General features: G+C 73.5%; 14 protein-coding genes. 3 read left to right on the plus strand and 11 right to left on the minus strand.

The genetic code is table 11. The features are described 5' to 3' along the window. Positions 1 to 125: 125 nt before the first annotated feature. The 5 genes from AC3A5R_RS12820 to ftsH are packed head-to-tail and all read right to left on the minus strand — an operon-like array spanning position 126 to position 5090. Positions 126 to 617, minus strand: a complete 492-nt coding sequence (locus AC3A5R_RS12820) for a DUF3180 domain-containing protein (protein WP_487621138.1) — start codon at positions 615 to 617, stop codon at positions 126 to 128. After that, positions 614 to 1501 carry a 2-amino-4-hydroxy-6-hydroxymethyldihydropteridine diphosphokinase gene (folK, locus tag AC3A5R_RS12825; RefSeq protein ID WP_487621139.1) on the minus strand — a complete coding sequence of 296 codons (888 nt, stop codon included), beginning with the start codon at positions 1499 to 1501 and terminating at the stop codon, positions 614 to 616. Before folK ends, AC3A5R_RS12820 begins: the two co-directional genes overlap by 4 nt. Beyond that, positions 1501 to 2412, minus strand: a complete 912-nt coding sequence (gene folP, locus AC3A5R_RS12830; protein ID WP_487621140.1) for a dihydropteroate synthase — start codon at positions 2410 to 2412, stop codon at positions 1501 to 1503. Before folP ends, folK begins: the two co-directional genes overlap by 1 nt. Next, a complete protein-coding gene (folE, locus tag AC3A5R_RS12835; protein ID WP_487621141.1) occupies positions 2409 to 2981 on the minus strand; it encodes a GTP cyclohydrolase I FolE in 573 nt (190 codons plus the stop codon). Before folE ends, folP begins: the two co-directional genes overlap by 4 nt. 3 nt (positions 2982 to 2984) lie before the next feature. Continuing rightward, positions 2985 to 5090, minus strand: a complete 2106-nt coding sequence (ftsH, locus tag AC3A5R_RS12840) for an ATP-dependent zinc metalloprotease FtsH (protein WP_487621142.1) — start codon at positions 5088 to 5090, stop codon at positions 2985 to 2987. A gap of 389 nt (positions 5091 to 5479) precedes the next feature. Here ftsH and AC3A5R_RS12845 point away from each other — a divergent pair, with 389 nt between their 5' ends. Then, a complete protein-coding gene (locus AC3A5R_RS12845; protein WP_487621143.1) occupies positions 5480 to 7579 on the plus strand; it encodes a GTP-binding protein in 2100 nt (699 codons plus the stop codon). 19 nt (positions 7580 to 7598) lie between these two features. Here the strand turns inward: AC3A5R_RS12845 and AC3A5R_RS12850 are convergent, their stop codons facing one another. The 5 genes from AC3A5R_RS12850 to AC3A5R_RS12870 form a co-directional block, all read right to left on the minus strand. Next, a complete protein-coding gene (locus tag AC3A5R_RS12850; RefSeq protein WP_487621144.1) occupies positions 7599 to 8438 on the minus strand; it encodes a DUF1028 domain-containing protein in 840 nt (279 codons plus the stop codon). 73 nt (positions 8439 to 8511) lie between these two features. After that, entirely contained in the window at positions 8512 to 9063 is a 552-nt protein-coding gene (gene hpt, locus AC3A5R_RS12855) for a hypoxanthine phosphoribosyltransferase (RefSeq protein WP_487621145.1), read from the minus strand. A 140-nt stretch (positions 9064 to 9203) separates the two neighbouring features. Beyond that, positions 9204 to 10193 carry a tRNA lysidine(34) synthetase TilS gene (tilS, locus tag AC3A5R_RS12860; protein WP_487621199.1) on the minus strand — a complete coding sequence of 330 codons (990 nt, stop codon included), beginning with the start codon at positions 10191 to 10193 and terminating at the stop codon, positions 9204 to 9206. Positions 10194 to 10214: 21 nt separating this feature from the next. After that, positions 10215 to 11372 carry a zinc-dependent metalloprotease gene (locus tag AC3A5R_RS12865; RefSeq protein ID WP_487621146.1) on the minus strand — a complete coding sequence of 386 codons (1158 nt, stop codon included), beginning with the start codon at positions 11370 to 11372 and terminating at the stop codon, positions 10215 to 10217. Between the two features lie 124 nt (positions 11373 to 11496). Further along, positions 11497 to 13041 (minus strand): D-alanyl-D-alanine carboxypeptidase/D-alanyl-D-alanine-endopeptidase, encoded by a 1545-nt coding sequence (locus tag AC3A5R_RS12870; RefSeq protein ID WP_487621147.1) that lies wholly within the window; start codon positions 13039 to 13041, stop codon positions 11497 to 11499. A gap of 173 nt (positions 13042 to 13214) precedes the next feature. Here AC3A5R_RS12870 and AC3A5R_RS12875 point away from each other — a divergent pair, with 173 nt between their 5' ends. Further along, positions 13215 to 13733, plus strand: a complete 519-nt coding sequence (locus tag AC3A5R_RS12875) for an inorganic diphosphatase (protein WP_487621148.1) — start codon at positions 13215 to 13217, stop codon at positions 13731 to 13733. A 130-nt stretch (positions 13734 to 13863) separates the two neighbouring features. On the opposite strand, the gene AC3A5R_RS12880 is transcribed toward AC3A5R_RS12875, so the two are convergent. Beyond that, positions 13864 to 14811 (minus strand): serine/threonine-protein kinase, encoded by a 948-nt coding sequence (locus AC3A5R_RS12880; protein ID WP_487621149.1) that lies wholly within the window; start codon positions 14809 to 14811, stop codon positions 13864 to 13866. A gap of 88 nt (positions 14812 to 14899) precedes the next feature. Here AC3A5R_RS12880 and AC3A5R_RS12885 point away from each other — a divergent pair, with 88 nt between their 5' ends. Next, positions 14900 to 15478 (plus strand): RNA polymerase sigma factor, encoded by a 579-nt coding sequence (locus AC3A5R_RS12885; protein WP_487621150.1) that lies wholly within the window; start codon positions 14900 to 14902, stop codon positions 15476 to 15478. The last annotated feature ends 61 nt before the right edge of the window (positions 15479 to 15539 follow it).

Raw genomic sequence — 15539 nt, forward strand, 5'->3', positions numbered from 1 at the left:
GCCAACGCGCCTGACCCCTGCCTGGTGCACGGACCGCGTCGCCCTGGCCACCGCCAGATCTGTGTCACTGCTGCGTCAGTGCTGCACAGGGCGCAGCAGTGACGCAGGTTGCGTGGCCGAGTGGGTCAGGCGGAGGGGTCGCGACCGTTGCGGGGCTCGTCGTCCTCGTCACCCGGGCGCAGGCGGCACCAGCGCTGCACGAGCATGCCGGCGGCGCACAGGAGCAGGGCGACGACGACGTGGGCGACGAAAGGCCAGATGCGGTCGCGCTGGGACTGGACGTCGGCGTCCGGCAGCAGCACGAGCACGTTGGCCACGTACCAGCCGACGAGGGCGGCCCCGGTGAGCGCGCCCGCCTGCCCGAGCACGAGGGTGCGGGCCGCGCGCAGCGGCGTCACGTGCGGCTGGGCGAGGCCGTCGCGGACCTTGCGCACCTGCCAGCCGGCCACGACCAGACCGCCCGAGAGGAAGAGCATCGCGGCGAGCCCCAACCACCCGGGGTCCGGCAGGCCGTGACCTCCACCGGCCACCGATCGAAGCCCGAGCCAGGCCAGGACCGTGACGACGAGCCCGGTCAGCACCAGGGCCGTGGGGCGGATGCCGGAGTGAGGTCTCACAGGTGCTCCCATCCGGGCCCGGGTCGCACGCCGGACCGGTCGAGGCCCTCGAGCAGCTCGTCGACGCGGCGGATGCCCGTCGCGCCCTCCCCGACCCGCAGCCTCGCGTCAGGGTCGACCCCGAGCCACGGCACGAGGACGAAGGCCCGCTCGTGCGCGCGGGGATGCGGCAGCGTGAGCCGGGCGTCGTCGCGGACGACCTCGCGGTGGCCACCGGGGCGCCCGTACTGGATGAGGTCGAGATCGAGCGTCCGTGCCCCCCACCGCACGTCGCGGGTCCGGCCGTGGTCGGCCTCGATGCGGTGCAGCTCGGCGAGCAGGTCGGTCGAGTGCAGCAGCGAGCGGCCGACGACAACCGCGTTGAGGTACTCCGGCTGGTCGGGCCCGCCCACCGGCTCGGTGGCCACGATGTCGGACAGGCCGGTGACGGTGAGGCCGGGCAACGCGGTGAGGGCAGCGACGGCGTCGGCCAGGGTGTGGGCGCGGTCGCCGAGGTTGGTGCCCAGCGCGATGACGACGTGGGCGGCGTTGGTACGGGTCACCTTGACCTGCACGTCGGTGAACGGGTGGCCGACCGGCGCCTCGGGCTTGTGCACGACGACCTCGACGGTGTGGACGAGGTCATGCCGCAGCACGTCGTCGGCGACGACCTCGGCGAGGCGCTCGATGAGGTCGAACGACGGCCCGGTGATGCGGGCGACGACGTCACCGGCCACCTCCGCGTAGTTGACCGTGGCCTCGAGCGCGTCGGTGCGGCCCGCCGGCTCGAGGTCGAGCGACATCGTGACGTCGACGATGAAGGTCTGGCCGTCACGCTTCTCGCTATCGAGCACTCCGTGGTGGCCGCGGGCCGAGACGCCCTGCAGCACGATGCGGTCAGGCATCAGTCGAGGTCCTCCGTGGGGTGGTCGGTGTCGTCGGGCGCGTGGTCGAGCGCCGCCTGGACGACGGCCAGCGCACGCACCGTCGAGGCGACGTCGTGCACGCGCACGCACCAGAGCCCGGCCATGGCGGCCATGACCGAGGTGGCGGTGGTCTCGACGTCGCGCTCCGCCGCCGGTCGCGGGGCCTCGCCGGCGCCGCGCCCGAGCCGGCCGAGGAACGTCTTGCGCGAGGCGCCGAGCAGCACCGGGTGGCCCAGGCCGTGCAGCACCGGCAGCGCCGCCATGAGGGCCCAGTTGTGCTCGGCGGTCTTGGCGAACCCGAGACCCGGGTCGAGCACGAGCCGGTCCGGCGCGATGCCGGCCTCGAGCAGCTCGTCGCGGCGCACGGAGAGCTCGTCGAGCACCTCACCGACGACGTTGCCGTACACGGCCCGCGACTGCATCTGCGTGCTGTGGCCGCGCCAGTGCATCGCGACGAACGGCCGGCCGGCCGCTGCCACGAACGGCACCATGTCGGGGTCGGCGAGGCCGCCGGAGACGTCGTTGACGATCGTGGCCCCGGCCTCGACGGCCGCGGCAGCCACCTCGGCGCGCATCGTGTCGACGGACACGACGGCACCGTGCCCGCGCAGCGCCTCGATGACGGGCACCACGCGTCGCAGCTCCTCGGCCACCGACGGTCGCTCGGCGCCCGGACGCGTCGACTCGCCCCCGACGTCGACGACGTCGGCCCCGGCAGCGAGCACCTCGAGCCCGTGGGCGATCGCCGCGTCGGGCTCGAACCACTCGCCCCCGTCGGAGAAGGAGTCGGGCGTGACGTTGACGACCCCCATGACGAGGGTGCGCTCGGTGACGGCGAGCAGCTCCTCGACCGCGGCGGCGGCCCCGGCGGGACGGCCCGCGCCGCTCACTTGTTGCCCTCGAGCATGAGCGCCATGGCCTCTGCTCGAGTGGCCGGGTCGCGCAGCTGGCCGCGGACGGCCGAGGTGAGGGTGGAGGCGCCGGGCTTGCGGATGCCCCGCATCGACATGCAGAGGTGCTCGGCCTGGATGACGACGATGACGCCCTGCACGTCGAGGTGCTGGACGAGCGAGTCGGCGATCTGGGAGGTGAGCCGCTCCTGCACCTGCGGGCGCCGGGCGAACACCTCCACGAGCCGGGCCAGCTTCGACAGACCGGTCACCCGGCCGTGCTTGTCCGGGATGTACCCGATGTGCGCGACGCCGTGGAAGGGCACGAGGTGGTGCTCGCACGTGCTGTAGAGCTCGATGTCGCGGACGATGACCAGCTCTTGGTGGTCGATGGAGAAGGTCGTGCTGAGCACCCCCTCGGCCGTCTGGTCGAGGCCGGCGAAGATCTCGGCGTAGGCCCGGGCGACGCGGCCCGGCGTGTCGCGCAGGCCCTCCCGCTCGGGATCCTCACCGACGGCGATGAGCAGCTCGCGAACCGCCGCCTCGGCGCGCTCGTGGTCGACCGCCACCCGTCAGCCCTTCTCGTGGGGGTTGACCGGACGGTCGTCCGGCACCTCGATGACCTCCTCGGCCGGGTGCTCCTCGGCGAGCGGGTGCGCACCGACGGATGCGGCCTCGTCGATCTTCTCCTCGAGCGCGCGGTCGGGGGCGACCGGCGGCGGGAGGTGGCCGTTCTGGCCCGAGCCGTTCTGCGACGCGGCGATCTCGGCGGGCGTGAGGACCGGCGGGCGGTCGCCCGGCACACGCGTCTGCGAGGACAGCCACGTCGGACGCTCCGGCACTCGCACGACGGCCTTGAACATCTCGGCGAGCTCGGCCTGGTTGAGCGTCTCCTTCTCGAGCAGCTCGAGGACGAGGTGGTCGAGGACGTCGCGGTTCTGGTTGATCGCCTCGTACGCCTCGTCGTGGGCCGCCTCGATGAGCTTGCGCACCTCCTCGTCGACGACGCTGGCCACGCGCTCGGAGTAGTCGCGCTCGTGGCCCATGTCGCGGCCGAGGAAGACCTCGCCGTTGGACTGGCCGAGCTTGATGGCGCCGATGCGCTCGCTCATGCCGAACTCGGTGATCATCTTGCGGGCCATGCCGGTGGCCTTCTCGATGTCGTTGCTCGCACCGGTGGTCGGCTCGTGGAAGACGATCTCCTCGGCGACGCGTCCGCCGAGGGCGTACGAGAGCTGGTCGAGGATCTCGTTGCGGGTCGTCGAGTACTTGTCGTCGACGGGCATGACCATCGTGTAGCCGAGGGCCCGGCCGCGCGGCAGGATCGTCACCTTCGTCACCGGGTCGGTGTGGTTGAGCGCCGCGGCGACGAGGGCGTGGCCACCCTCGTGGTAGGCGGTGATCTTGCGCTCCTTGGCCGACATGATGCGGGTGCGCTTCTGCGGGCCGGCGATGACGCGGTCGATGGCCTCGTCGAGGGACACGTTGTCGATGACCTTCTTGTCGCTGCGCGCGGTGAGCAGCGCGGCCTCGTTGAGCACGTTGGCGAGGTCGGCGCCGGTGAAGCCGGGCGTGCGACGCGCGACGGCGAGCAGGTCGACGTCGGCGGCCATGGGCTTGCCCTGGCCGTGCACCTCGAGGATGCGGTGGCGTCCGATCATGTCGGGTGAGTCGACGGCGATCTGGCGGTCGAAGCGGCCGGGACGCAGCAGGGCAGGGTCGAGGATGTCGGGGCGGTTGGTCGCCGCGATGAGGATGACGTTGGTCTTGACGTCGAAGCCGTCCATCTCGACGAGCAGCTGGTTGAGGGTCTGCTCGCGCTCGTCGTGACCGCCGCCCAGGCCGGCTCCGCGGTGGCGGCCGACGGCGTCGATCTCGTCGACGAAGACGATGGCCGGGGCGTTGGCCTTGGCCTGCTCGAAGAGGTCACGGACGCGACTCGCACCGACGCCGACGAACATCTCGACGAAGTCCGACCCGGAGATCGAGTAGAACGGCACCCCGGCCTCGCCGGCGACGGCGCGCGCGAGGAGCGTCTTGCCGGTTCCCGGCTGGCCGTAGAGCAGGACGCCCTTCGGGATCTTTGCGCCGACCGCGAGGAACTTGGCCGGCTCCTGGAGGAACTCCTTGATCTCCTGGAGCTCCTCGATGGCCTCGTCGCAGCCGGCGACGTCGGCGAAGGTGACCTTCGGGGTGTCCTTCGTGGCGAGCTTGGCCCGCGACTTGCCGAACTGCATGACGCGGTTGCCGCCGCCCTGCATCTGCCCCATGAGGAACCAGAAGATGGCGAGGATCACGATGATCGGCAGGATCGAGAACAGCAGTGAGCCGAACCAGCTCTGCTGCTCGATGTAGTCGTCGGTGCCCTGGGGCGGGGCCTTGGCGTCGAGCGCCTTGACGACGTCGGTCGCGCGGGCGTCGACGTAGTAGGCGTAGACCGACGTGGCGTCCTTCACCGACCCGTCGGGCGACGTGTACGGCTTGGCGAGCGTCAGCTCCATCCGCTCGTTGTTGATGAGCTTGGCCGACGTGACGTTGCCACTCGTGATCTGCTTCATCGCCTCGGAGGTGTCGATCCGCGGCGGGCCGGACTGCGAGAACATCATGCCGAAGACGAGCGCGCTGACGAGGACCAAGATCCACAACAGTGGTGTGCGCAGAATCCGCTTAGCGTCCATGTACGTGCGGGGCTGGTCAGCCCCGGTCCTCCTGCTCGTCCGGTGAGTTCGTCCTCCGGCACAACGTCCGGCGAACTACCAGTGTTCCGCATCCGGCCGGTGCCTGACCAACCAGCCCCTACCCGTTCGCGCCGCACGGGCAAAACCGGTTGCCGGCCACGTCCGCGGCTTGCTGCACTGGTGGGGCCGCCCGGCCGGGCGGGCACCAGGGCACGCACCACACCAGGCACCCCACCAGGCACCACACCAGGCACCACGAGCAGGCACCACACCAGGCACCACGAGCAGGGAGGAGAGCGGGATGCGCCGCTGCTTCATGTCACCCGAGCAGGTCACCCACACCTACGCACTGGACATGGAGCACCTTGGACACCCCACCCACCTCATCGGTGCGCACGCGCACCACCAACCTCGGGATCCTCGCCCACGTTGACGCGGGCAAGACGAGCCTGACCGAGCGCCTCCTGCTGCACGCCGGCGTCATCGCCGAGCTCGGCAGCGTCGACGCCGGCAGCACCCGCACCGACTCCCTCGCGCTCGAGCGCGCCCGCGGCATCACCATCAAGGCCGCGGTCGTCTCCTTCGAGCTGCCCGACCCGCTCGCACCGGGCGAGACCCTGACGGTCAACCTCGTCGACACCCCCGGCCACTCGGACTTCATCGCCGAGGTCGAGCGCTCGCTCGCGGTCCTCGACGGCGCGGTCCTCGTCGTGTCGGCCGTCGAGGGCGTGCAGGCCCAGACGCGCGTCCTCTGGCGGGCGCTGCGGCGCCTGCGCATCCCCACGGTCCTGTTCGTCAACAAGCTCGACCGCGCGGGGGCGTGCACCGACGCCGTGCTGCGCCAGGTGACCGACCGGCTCGGCGTGATGCCCGTGCTGCTGTCGCGGGCCGTCGACGAGGGCACGCGGGCCCTGTCGGTCGTGCCGGACGGCCTGTCGACCCTCGGCCTCGCCCGCCACGACGGCTCGGGCGCCCCGAGCGACCGCAGCGTCACCGAGCGGCTCGTCGAGCATCTCTCCGACGTCGACGACGCCCTCGTCGTCGAGTGGCTCGACCACCCGGGCGCGGTCGACGCGGCCCGGCTCCGCGAAGCCCTCGACGCGCAGACCGCCCGGGGACGGGCGTGCCCGGTGCTCGTCGGGTCGGCGATCACCGGCGCCGGCGTCGAGGACCTCGCGGCGGCCCTGCCACGGCTGCTGCCCGCGAGCACGCCGGACCCCGAGGCCGTCCTGGCCGGCACCGTGTTCGCCGTCCAGCGCGGCCCGGCCGGGGAGAAGGTCGCACTCGTCGACGTGACGTCGGGCGCGCTCTCCGTCCGTGACCGCGTCCTCGTCCACGACGGGCGGGCGCTCGAGGCCGGCCGGGGCGTCGGGCCGCGGGAGGAGCGGGTCACCGGTCTCGAGGTGCACGCCTCGGGCGGCGTCCGTCGCACCGGACGGGTGCCGGCGGGCCGCATCGCCCGGGTCGCCGGCCTGGACCGGGCCCGCATCGGCGACCTCGTGGGCGACGCCCGGATCGCCCGCCCGCTGGTGCACGAGTTCTCGCCGCCGACGCTCGAGACGGTCGTCGAACCGGCCGACGCGTCGGACCCCGGCGCTCGCGCGGCACTGCACACCGCGCTGACGCGGCTGGCCGAGCAGGACCCGCTCATCGACCTGCGCCACGACCAGCTGCGCGGCGAGACCCACGTCTCGCTCTACGGGGAGGTGCAGAAGGAGGTCATCGGGGCCACCCTCGAGGCCGAGCACGGCGTCGCGGCGACGTTCAGCACGACGAGCGTCATCTGCCGTGAGCGCGTCGTCGGGTCGGGTGCGGCGCACGAGCTCATCGGTGTCGCTCCGAACCCGTTCCTCGCCACGATCGGCCTGCGCGTCGACGCGGCCCCGGCCGGCACCGGCGTCCGGTTCTCCCTCGAGGTCGAGCTCGGGTCGATGCCGCCCGCGTTCTTCACCGCGGTCGAGGAGACGGTGCACGCGACGCTCGGCCAGGGCCTGCGCGGCTGGCCGGTCACCGACTGCGTCGTGACGATGACGCACTCCGGCTACTGGCCGCGGCAGAGCCACATGCACCAGAAGTTCGACAAGTCGATGAGCAGCACGGCCGGCGACTTCCGCACCCTCACCCCGCTCGTGCTCATGGACGCGTTGCGCCAGGCGGGCACGACCGTCGAGGAGCCGTTCCACCGCTTCGATCTCGAGGTGCCGAGCGTCGTGCTCGGTGCGACTCTGACGATGCTCGCGCACGTGCGGGCGACGCCGGACGAGACGACGGTGCTCGGGCCCGTGACCCGGCTGCGGGGCGAGGTGCCTGCCGAGCGACTGCACGAGCTGCAGCAGCGGGTGCCGGGCCTCACGAGCGGGCTCGGCGACCTCGCGACGGCCTTCGACGGCTACCGCCCGGTGACGGGCGCGCCGCCAGGGCGCTCGCGCACCGACCACGACCCGCTGCACCGGCGCGAGTACCTGCTCCGCGTGGCCGGCACGCTGTGAGCGCGCCGCCGCGAGCAGGTCAGGCGGTGGCGGCGCGGAGGGCCTCGAGGACCCGGCGGTCGATGCCGTCGGGGCTGAGCCGAGCCTCGTAGTTGGCGTTGCCGGCCCAGTCGGCGAGGGCCGTGGGCAGGTCGGGCGCGCCGCCGTCGCCGACGGGGTGCCCGGCCTGGGCGAGCCGGTCGGCGACCTCGTCGGCCAGGGGCCCGGTGAGCGCCTGGACGTCCTCGGGCCGGCCGAAGTACATCTCCCACTCGTCGAGGAGCCGGCCGAGCTCGGTGACGGGGTCGGTGTGGTCGTCGACGCGCAGGTCGGCGAGAACGCCCGACGCGTCGTAGCCCGCGCCGGGCTCGACGGCGTACACCGCGGCGCTCTGCCGGCCGCGGGAGTCGCCGCCCGCCGCGTCGCCGGCGACGAGCGCCGCGAGGAGGCGCCGCCCCAGTCCTTGCCCCGCCGAGTCGTGCCACGCCTGCTCCATCGCGGCGACGACCTCCGGCCCGGTGAGGATGTTGCCCTGGATCGCGTACGCGGTGTCGCCGTCGTCGCGCGCCACGCCGCCGGCCCACGGGTTGCACTCCCGGCCGGTGAACGTCGCGGCGCTCGCGGCCCCGACGACCCCGACCTGACGCGTCTCGCGGCCCGCGTCGAGCGCGGTGGCCTCGTCGAGCGCCGACGCGGCGTCCTCGCCGGCACCGAGGCGTGCGAGCAGCTCGCCGAGGTAGGCGACCCGGGCGTAGGACTGCGTGGCGACGGCCCCGGTACCGAGGCGCGCACCCGGGACGACGGCGCCGACCGCGAGGAACTTGCTCGCGACGGCGACGCCGTAGGCCTCACCCTGCCGGGCGACGATCGAGAAGGTCATGGCGTCGGGCCTCCGCAGGTCTCGGACGGTCTCGGGCGGGCTTCACGCAGGCCCGGGCGGGCTTCAGGCAGGCTCAGGCGTAGACGTGCGGGGCCAGGGTGCCGACGCAGCGCAGGTTGCGGTACTTCTCGGCGTAGTCGAGGCCGTAGCCGACGACGAACTCGTTCGGGATGTCGAAGCCGACGTACTTGACCGGGATGTCGACCTTGACGACGTCGGGCTTGCGCAGCAGCGTGCAGATCTCCACCGAGGCCGGGTTGCGCGACTCGAGGTTCGACTTGATCCACGACAGCGTCAGGCCCGAGTCGATGATGTCCTCGACGATGAGCACGTGCCGGCCGGTGATGTCAGTGTCGAGGTCCTTGAGGATCCGTACGACTCCCGAGGACTTCGTGCCCGAGCCGTACGACGACACGGCCATCCAGTCCATCGGTGCGGTGCCGGGCAGGGCGCGCATGAGGTCGGCCATGACGACGACCGCCCCCTTGAGGACGCCGACGAGCAGGAACTCCCTGCCCTCGTAGTCCTTCCAGATCTCCTCTGCGAGCTCGGCGAGACGGGCCTGGATCTGCTCCTCGGTGTAGAGGACCTTGGCCAGGTCGTCGCCCATGTGCTCGTGGTCCACGGGGGCTCCTTCGCGGGGTGGTGCGGTGGGCGCACGGACGTGCGGACCCATTCAACAGCAGCGTGGCCGATGCGTCGCCCCCACCCCGACGCGGGCCCGGCCTGCCCAGCCGGCCCGACCTCCCAGCCCGCAGGGCGGGTTCAGCCGGCGGCGTCGAGGACGGTGAAGCGGATGGCGCCGCGCTCGCGCGCCACGGCGATGCCGCCGGGTACATGGAGCGGGCCCTGGCCGTGCCAGGAGGTGAGCAGCGCGTCGAGGGACTCGACGTGGGCGGCGCTGACGTCGGCGAGCGGGGCACCGGCCTCGGCGGCGAGCAGCCGCCAGACGCGGGTGCGCAGGGCCCGCGGCAGGGCCGAGAGCGCCTCGAGGTCGACGCCTCCCCCCGGCGCCTCGGGCAGACCCGCCCGCGCCTGGCGCGCCAGGGTCTCGAGGTAGTCGGCGTCCTCGCGCAGCAGGTCGGCGCTGCGGGCCAGGGCCGCACCGAAGCCGGGCCCGAGCTCGGCCTCGAGGGTGGCGAGCAGCCGCCGGGCGCGGACGCGTCGGAAGGTGTCGTCGGCGTTCTGGGGGTCGTTCCACGGCTCGATGCCGTACGCGGCGCACGCGGCGAGCGTCGTGGCCCGCGGCAGCGACAGCAGCGGGCGCACGAAACGTCCGCGGCGGGACGGCATGCCGCTGAGCGAGCGCGCGCCCGACCCGCGGGACAGGCCCAGGAGGACCTGCTCGGCCTGGTCGTCGCGGGTGTGGCCGATGAGCACGACGTCGGCGCCGACGCGCCCGGCGACCTGCTCGAAGGCGGCGTAGCGCGCGGTGCGGGCGTCGGCCTCGAGGCCCGACCCGGAGGTGCGCACGTCGACGCGCACGACCTCCACCGGGTCGAGTCCCATGCCGAGGCACAGCTCGGCGGCCCCGTCGGCGACGCCGTCGGAGCCGTCCTGCAGGCCGTGGTCGACGATGACGGCACCGGCCCGCATCCCGGCGCGGGGTGCCTCGAAGGCGAGGGCGCCGGCGAGCGCGACGGAGTCGGGACCGCCCGAGCAGGCCACGAGCACGAGGGCGCCGGGCGGGAGGTCGAGCAGGTGCTCGCGCACGGCGAGGCGGGTGGCGGCGACGGCGGGGTCGGGACCGGGCATGTCGGTAGCGGCTCCCATGCCTCAGCCGTGGACCCGCCGCACCCAGGCGGCCGGCTCGACGATCTCGGCCGCACGGGGCAGCGCGTCGGGCGAGGACCACACGGCGTTGAAGCCGTCGCGGCCAACCTGGTCGGTGACGGCCCGGACGAACACGGCGCCGTCGCGGTACTGGCGCATCTTCGCCTCGAGGCCGAGCAGGCGGCGCAGGATGCGGTCGATGCCGACCGACCCCTGTCGGCGCTCGTCGAACTTGCGGCGGATGTCGCCGACGCTGGGGATGATCTTCGGTCCCACGTCGTCCATGACGACGTCGGCGTGGCCCTCGAGCAGCGACATGACGGCGGTCAGCTCCGCGATCCGGGCGCGCTGCTCGGGAGTGGCGAGGATCTGGGCGATGCCCTCCCCCGAGCTGAACACGTCGGGCAGGTTCTTCGTCAGCGCCTCGAGGCGGCGGCTGAGGTCCTCCGGCGTCGGGGCGAGGTCGACGGCGAGGCCCTGCGACTCGCGCACGAGGTGCTCGCGCAGCCACGGGACCGCGGTGAACTGCACGCGGTGGGTCTCCTCGTGCATGGCGACCCAGCGGCGGAAGTCGGTGGGGTCGACGCCCAGGCGTCGCTCCGTGGCGACGATGTTCGGGGCGACGAGGAGCAGCCGCGGCGTGCCGCCGGGGGCGAGGTCGTACTGGCCGAGCACCTTGGTGGCGAGGAAGGCGAGGAGGCCGCCCATCTCGGCGCCGGTGACCTTGCCGCCGATCGCTGCTGTCGCAGCGGGCATCTTCTTCTTCGCCACGAGCTTGTCGACGACCGGCTCGAGCATGGCCCGGAACGAGTCGACGTTGGCGCTGATCCAACCGATGCGGTCGACGACGAGGGGTGGGGGCGCGTCGTCGGGCGCCACCAGGCCGCTCGTCGAGGCGACGGGCTCCACGGCCGACGCGGCGGCCGCTCGCAGGTCGGCGACGATGCTGGCTGCCTCGGCGGGGGTCACCTGCGGGCCCGCGGCGACGACGGCGCGACCGGTGCGCTTGGCGAACTCGTAGTCGACGTACTGGGTGGCGGACGCGTCGGTGCCACCGCCGGGGCTGTCGGCGCCGCCGGGCCCGCCACCGGCCGTGCCGGTGGCGCCGGGACCCCCGTTCGTCGCTCCGCCCGTGGCGCTGTTGACGGTCGTGTCGGTCATCGCGGCCCTTCCGGTTCGTGACGGCTCTCGTGACGTCTCGGTCACCGGCCCAGTCGGGCCGCGCGGGTGCGGTCGTCGGTGCTCGACGCAGTCGATTACCTGTCCCGGGCGGCCCACCGGCCCGTCAGCGACAGCCGCACGCGGCGACGGTCGCTACGAAACGGTCCAACGCGGCCCGGGCGTCGTTGGTTCCCGCACCGGCGACCATACCGACGAAGACGAGCAGGCGGCCGTCGTCGTCGACGACCGATCCGGCGAGCGCGTTCGCACCGGTCAGCGTGCCCGTCTTGGCGCGGGCGCGGCCGGCCGCGTCGTGGTTCGCGCCGGTGAACCGCCCCTCGAGCGTCCCGGTGAGCCCGCTGATCGGCATCCCGTCGAGGGCGCGCCGCAGCACCGGGTGGTGGCCGTCGTAGCCGAGGACGAGCACGTCGGCGAGGAGGTCGGCCCGCACCCGGTTCTCCCGGGAGAGGCCCGACGCGTCGGAGAGCGTGACGCCCGTCGTGTCGAGCCCGAGCGCCCCGACCTGCTGCACGACCCACGCCCCCACCTCGGGGAACGACGTGCCGGCGCCGGCCCGGAAGGCGGCCTGGCGGGCGAGGATCTCGGTCAGCGCGTTGTCGCTGTCGGTGAGGGCGAGCGCCAGCTGGTCGCGCACGGGGGCGGACTCGACGCTGCCGAGGACGGTGCCGGGCGCGTAGCCGCCCTGCACGCCGGTTCCCGACGGCGACGGGGTGCCGGTCGCGGCTGCGGCGTCGAGGGACGGCGACGGCGTCGGGGCGGGGACGATCGCGGTGTTGTCGGTGGTGGCCCGACGGGCCAGCGACCCCGGACGCGCCTCGACCGTGACCTCGATGCCGCGGCCGTCGAGCAGCTCGGCCAGCCGGTCACGCACCGACGCGACGGGGTCGCTCAGCGCCGGGTGGCCCGACGTGGCCCGCTGGGTGCTGAGTCCGAGCATCGACACCGGTCCGGTGATGGCGAGGCGGCGGTAGTCGGCGCCCCACGTCGTCGCGAGCAGCGGCCCGTCGGCGTACGACTCGTCGACGGACAGGCGCACCGTGGTGCGGCCGCGGGCCTTGAGCGCCCGGGCCACCTCGTCCGCGAGGTCGCGCAGGCCGGCGCGCCCGGCGACGGCGTCAGGGTCGCCCTTGCCGGGGTTGATGAGCGAGTCACCGCCGGCGACAAGGACGATCTCGTCGGCCGCGGCGCCGGCGCGCACGACGGTCGAGAGGGTCTCGTCGGCGTGGAAGACCTGCCCGATGGCGGCCGCGGACAGCAGCTTGGTCGTCGAGGCCGGGATGCGCAGGTCGGCGCCGTCCTGGTCGAGGAGCACCTGGCCGCTCTGGCCGTCACGCACGACGAGCGCCGAGTCGCGCAGGGCCGCGAGGCCGCGCACGTCGGCGAGCGCGGCCTCGACGCCGGACGCCGACGGCGCGGCGGTCTCGCCGGCGAGCGCGGGCAGCGCCGGCGGCACCGAGGTCGACGGCGTCGGCTGCGCCACGAGAGGCAGGGTCCGGGTGCCCAGCGTCTCGGTCGGCGGGGGCGGCGGCAGGGGTGCCGTGGTGAGCACGCCGGGTGCGGCCCCGGCGACGTCGAGCACCGCGTACCCGAGCAGGACGACGACGGCCGAGCAGATCGCGGCCATCGTGTACGTCATCCCGCGGATCACGGGCTCACCCCTTCTCACGGCCGCCTCGTGCGCGACCGGTTTCGCGCAACGGTGGTCGTTGCTGCCAGACTGTCGCGGAAGATTCTGTCAGCCGCCGGCCGATGCGCCGGCATCGCGGCCCACCGCGTCACCGGCGCGGGCCCGGTCGCCCACCACCGTGTGAAGGGGAAGACGTGGAGTTCGACGTCACCATCGAGATCCCGCGCGGACAGCGCAACAAGTACGAGATCGACCACGAGACGGGCCGGATCCGCCTCGACCGGTACCTCTTCACGCCCATGGCCTACCCGGCCGACTACGGCTACATCGAGGACTCCCTCGGCGAGGACGGCGACCCGCTCGACGCGCTCGTGCTGCTGCCCGAGCCGCTCTTCCCGGGCGTCGTCGTCGAGTCGCGCCCCATCGGCGTCTTCCACATGACCGACGAGGCCGGCGGCGACGACAAGGTGCTCTGCGTGCCGGTCGACCCGCGCAACGCCCACATCCAGGACATCTCCGACATCAACGAGTTCACGCTCAAGGAGATCCAGCACTTCTTCGAGCGCTACAAGGACCTCGAGCCCGGCAAGCACGTCGAGGCCTCCGACTGGGGCAACCGCGAGGCGGCCGAGAAGATCATCGGCGAGGCCCTCGAGCGCGCCAAGGAGCAGGGCGTCTCGACGGCCCGCTGGGCCATGCCGCAGGGCCACTGACCCACCCGGCTCTCCTCCCCCAACCGTCGAGAGGCCACGTTCGGCTGCCTCCCAACCGTCGAGAGGCCACGTTCGGCTGCCTCCCAACCGTCGAGAGGCCACGTTCGGCTGCTTCTGACCCTCCGTCACCTCACCCGAGGAGGCGGAGGGTCAGCCATGTCGCGAGCGTGAAGACGCCGAAGGCCGCCGTCGCGAGCGCCGCCACCGAGCCGGTCGCCCAGTCGCGGCCCGGACGCGTCGGCCGCGCCGCCGGCTCCCCCGCCTCGATGCGCTCGCGCAGGGCGTCGAGCCGGTCGGCGAGCTCGGTGGCCGACGACGGGCGGCGGGCCGGGTCGTGGGCGAGAGCCGAGCGCAGGAGGACGTCGAGGTCGGCAGGGGCGCCGACGTCCGCGGCGACGGGCGCGGGGGCCAGCCTCGGGTCGCGCCCGGCGATGCCGGCCAGGCCCGTCTCGACGTCGAACGGTGGCCGCTGCACGAGCAGGGCGTAGGCCACGGCGCCCACGGCGTAGACATCGGCACGCTGGTCGAACCCGCTGGTGCCGTGGGCCTGCTCGGGAGCCATGTACGCGGGGGTCCCCGCCGTGACCGTGAGCCCGGAGGACTCGGCGAGCGCCTTGGCCATGCCGAGGTCGGCGATGACGACGTGCGGCTCGCCGGTGCGCTCGTCGAGCAGGAGGTTGCCGGGCTTGACGTCGCGGTGCACGACGCCGTGGTCGTGCAGCACCTGCAGGCCGCGAGCCGCCTCGGCGGCGAGGCGCAGCGCCGTCTCGGGCGCACAGCCGGCGCGGACGACGTCGGCGACGGTGCCGCCGTCGACGAGGTCCATGACGAAGAAGGGGCGGCCGTCGGGCAGCTCACCGATGTCGTGGACGCGCACGACGCGGTCGTCGCCGATTCGCCGGAGCAGCCGGGCCTCGGCGAGGAAGCGGCGGTGGATGTCGAGGTCGGTGGTCCAGTTGTCGGCGAGCACCTTGATCGCGACGGGGACGGACAGGTCGGGGTCGTGCGCGAGCCACACCGTCGCGAACGCCCCTGATCCCAGCCGATGACGCAGCTGGTACCGCCCGATAGCCTCCATCGCGGTCCATCATGGGCCATGCCCCGCACCGGGGCCGCTCAAGGGCTGTCAGGGGTCCGTCCACGGGCCGCGCAGGGGGAGGACGAGCATGTCGCTCGACGCGTCGATGACCGGGGAGCTCGCTCCCGACGAGCTGGATCGGCTGCGCCTGGCCGCGACCGGGGGCGACACCCGCGCGATGGAGGACCTCCTGCGCCTTCTCGAACCGATCGTCATGCGCCGCTGCGCCCGCTTCCTGCCGCACCGCGCCGACGCGGAGGAGGCCTGCCAGGACGCCCTGGTCTCGGTCGCGGGCAAGCTGCACACGTTCGCCGGCTCGGGCTCGTTCCTCGGCTGGGTGACCGTCGTCGCCTCGAACAGCGCACGCACGACGTACCGCTCGCTCAAGCGTCGGGCCACCGAGCACCCGGTCGAGGTCCTCCCCGAGCGCGGCGACCCGCGCACGACGAGCGTCATCGCCGGCTCGCGCGTCGACCTGCTCGAGGCGCTCGAGGCCCTCGAGGCGGCCAAGCCGCACCTCGTCGACGCGTTCGTCCTGCGCGACCTCGGCGGCCTGCCCTACGACGAGGTGGCCCAACAGACCGGCGTGCCGCTCGGCACCGCCAAGGCGCGGATCCACGACGCCCGGGTGTTCCTGCGCGAGCGGCTCGTCGAACGCCTCGGCTGACATGGGGAGTCCTCCCCACAACTTCTGCGCTCCGGTGCGCATCTCCCCCGGTGACCGCCCA

Source organism: Intrasporangium sp. Soil_C_50 (genome assembly GCF_057656595.1).

Coding starts and splice junctions, on each gene's coding strand:
- ftsH (WP_487621142.1), bottom strand. CDS start 5,090: ATGGACGCTAAGCGGATTCTGCGCACACCACTGTTGTGGATCTTGGTC.
- AC3A5R_RS12865 (WP_487621146.1), bottom strand. CDS start 11,372: ATGACCGACACGACCGTCAACAGCGCCACGGGCGGAGCGACGAACGGG.
- AC3A5R_RS12885 (WP_487621150.1), top strand. CDS start 14,900: ATGTCGCTCGACGCGTCGATGACCGGGGAGCTCGCTCCCGACGAGCTG.
- AC3A5R_RS12880 (WP_487621149.1), bottom strand. CDS start 14,811: ATGGAGGCTATCGGGCGGTACCAGCTGCGTCATCGGCTGGGATCAGGG.
- AC3A5R_RS12850 (WP_487621144.1), bottom strand. CDS start 8,438: ATGACCTTCTCGATCGTCGCCCGGCAGGGTGAGGCCTACGGCGTCGCC.
- tilS (WP_487621199.1), bottom strand. CDS start 10,193: ATGCCCGGTCCCGACCCCGCCGTCGCCGCCACCCGCCTCGCCGTGCGC.
- folK (WP_487621139.1), bottom strand. CDS start 1,501: ATGCCTGACCGCATCGTGCTGCAGGGCGTCTCGGCCCGCGGCCACCAC.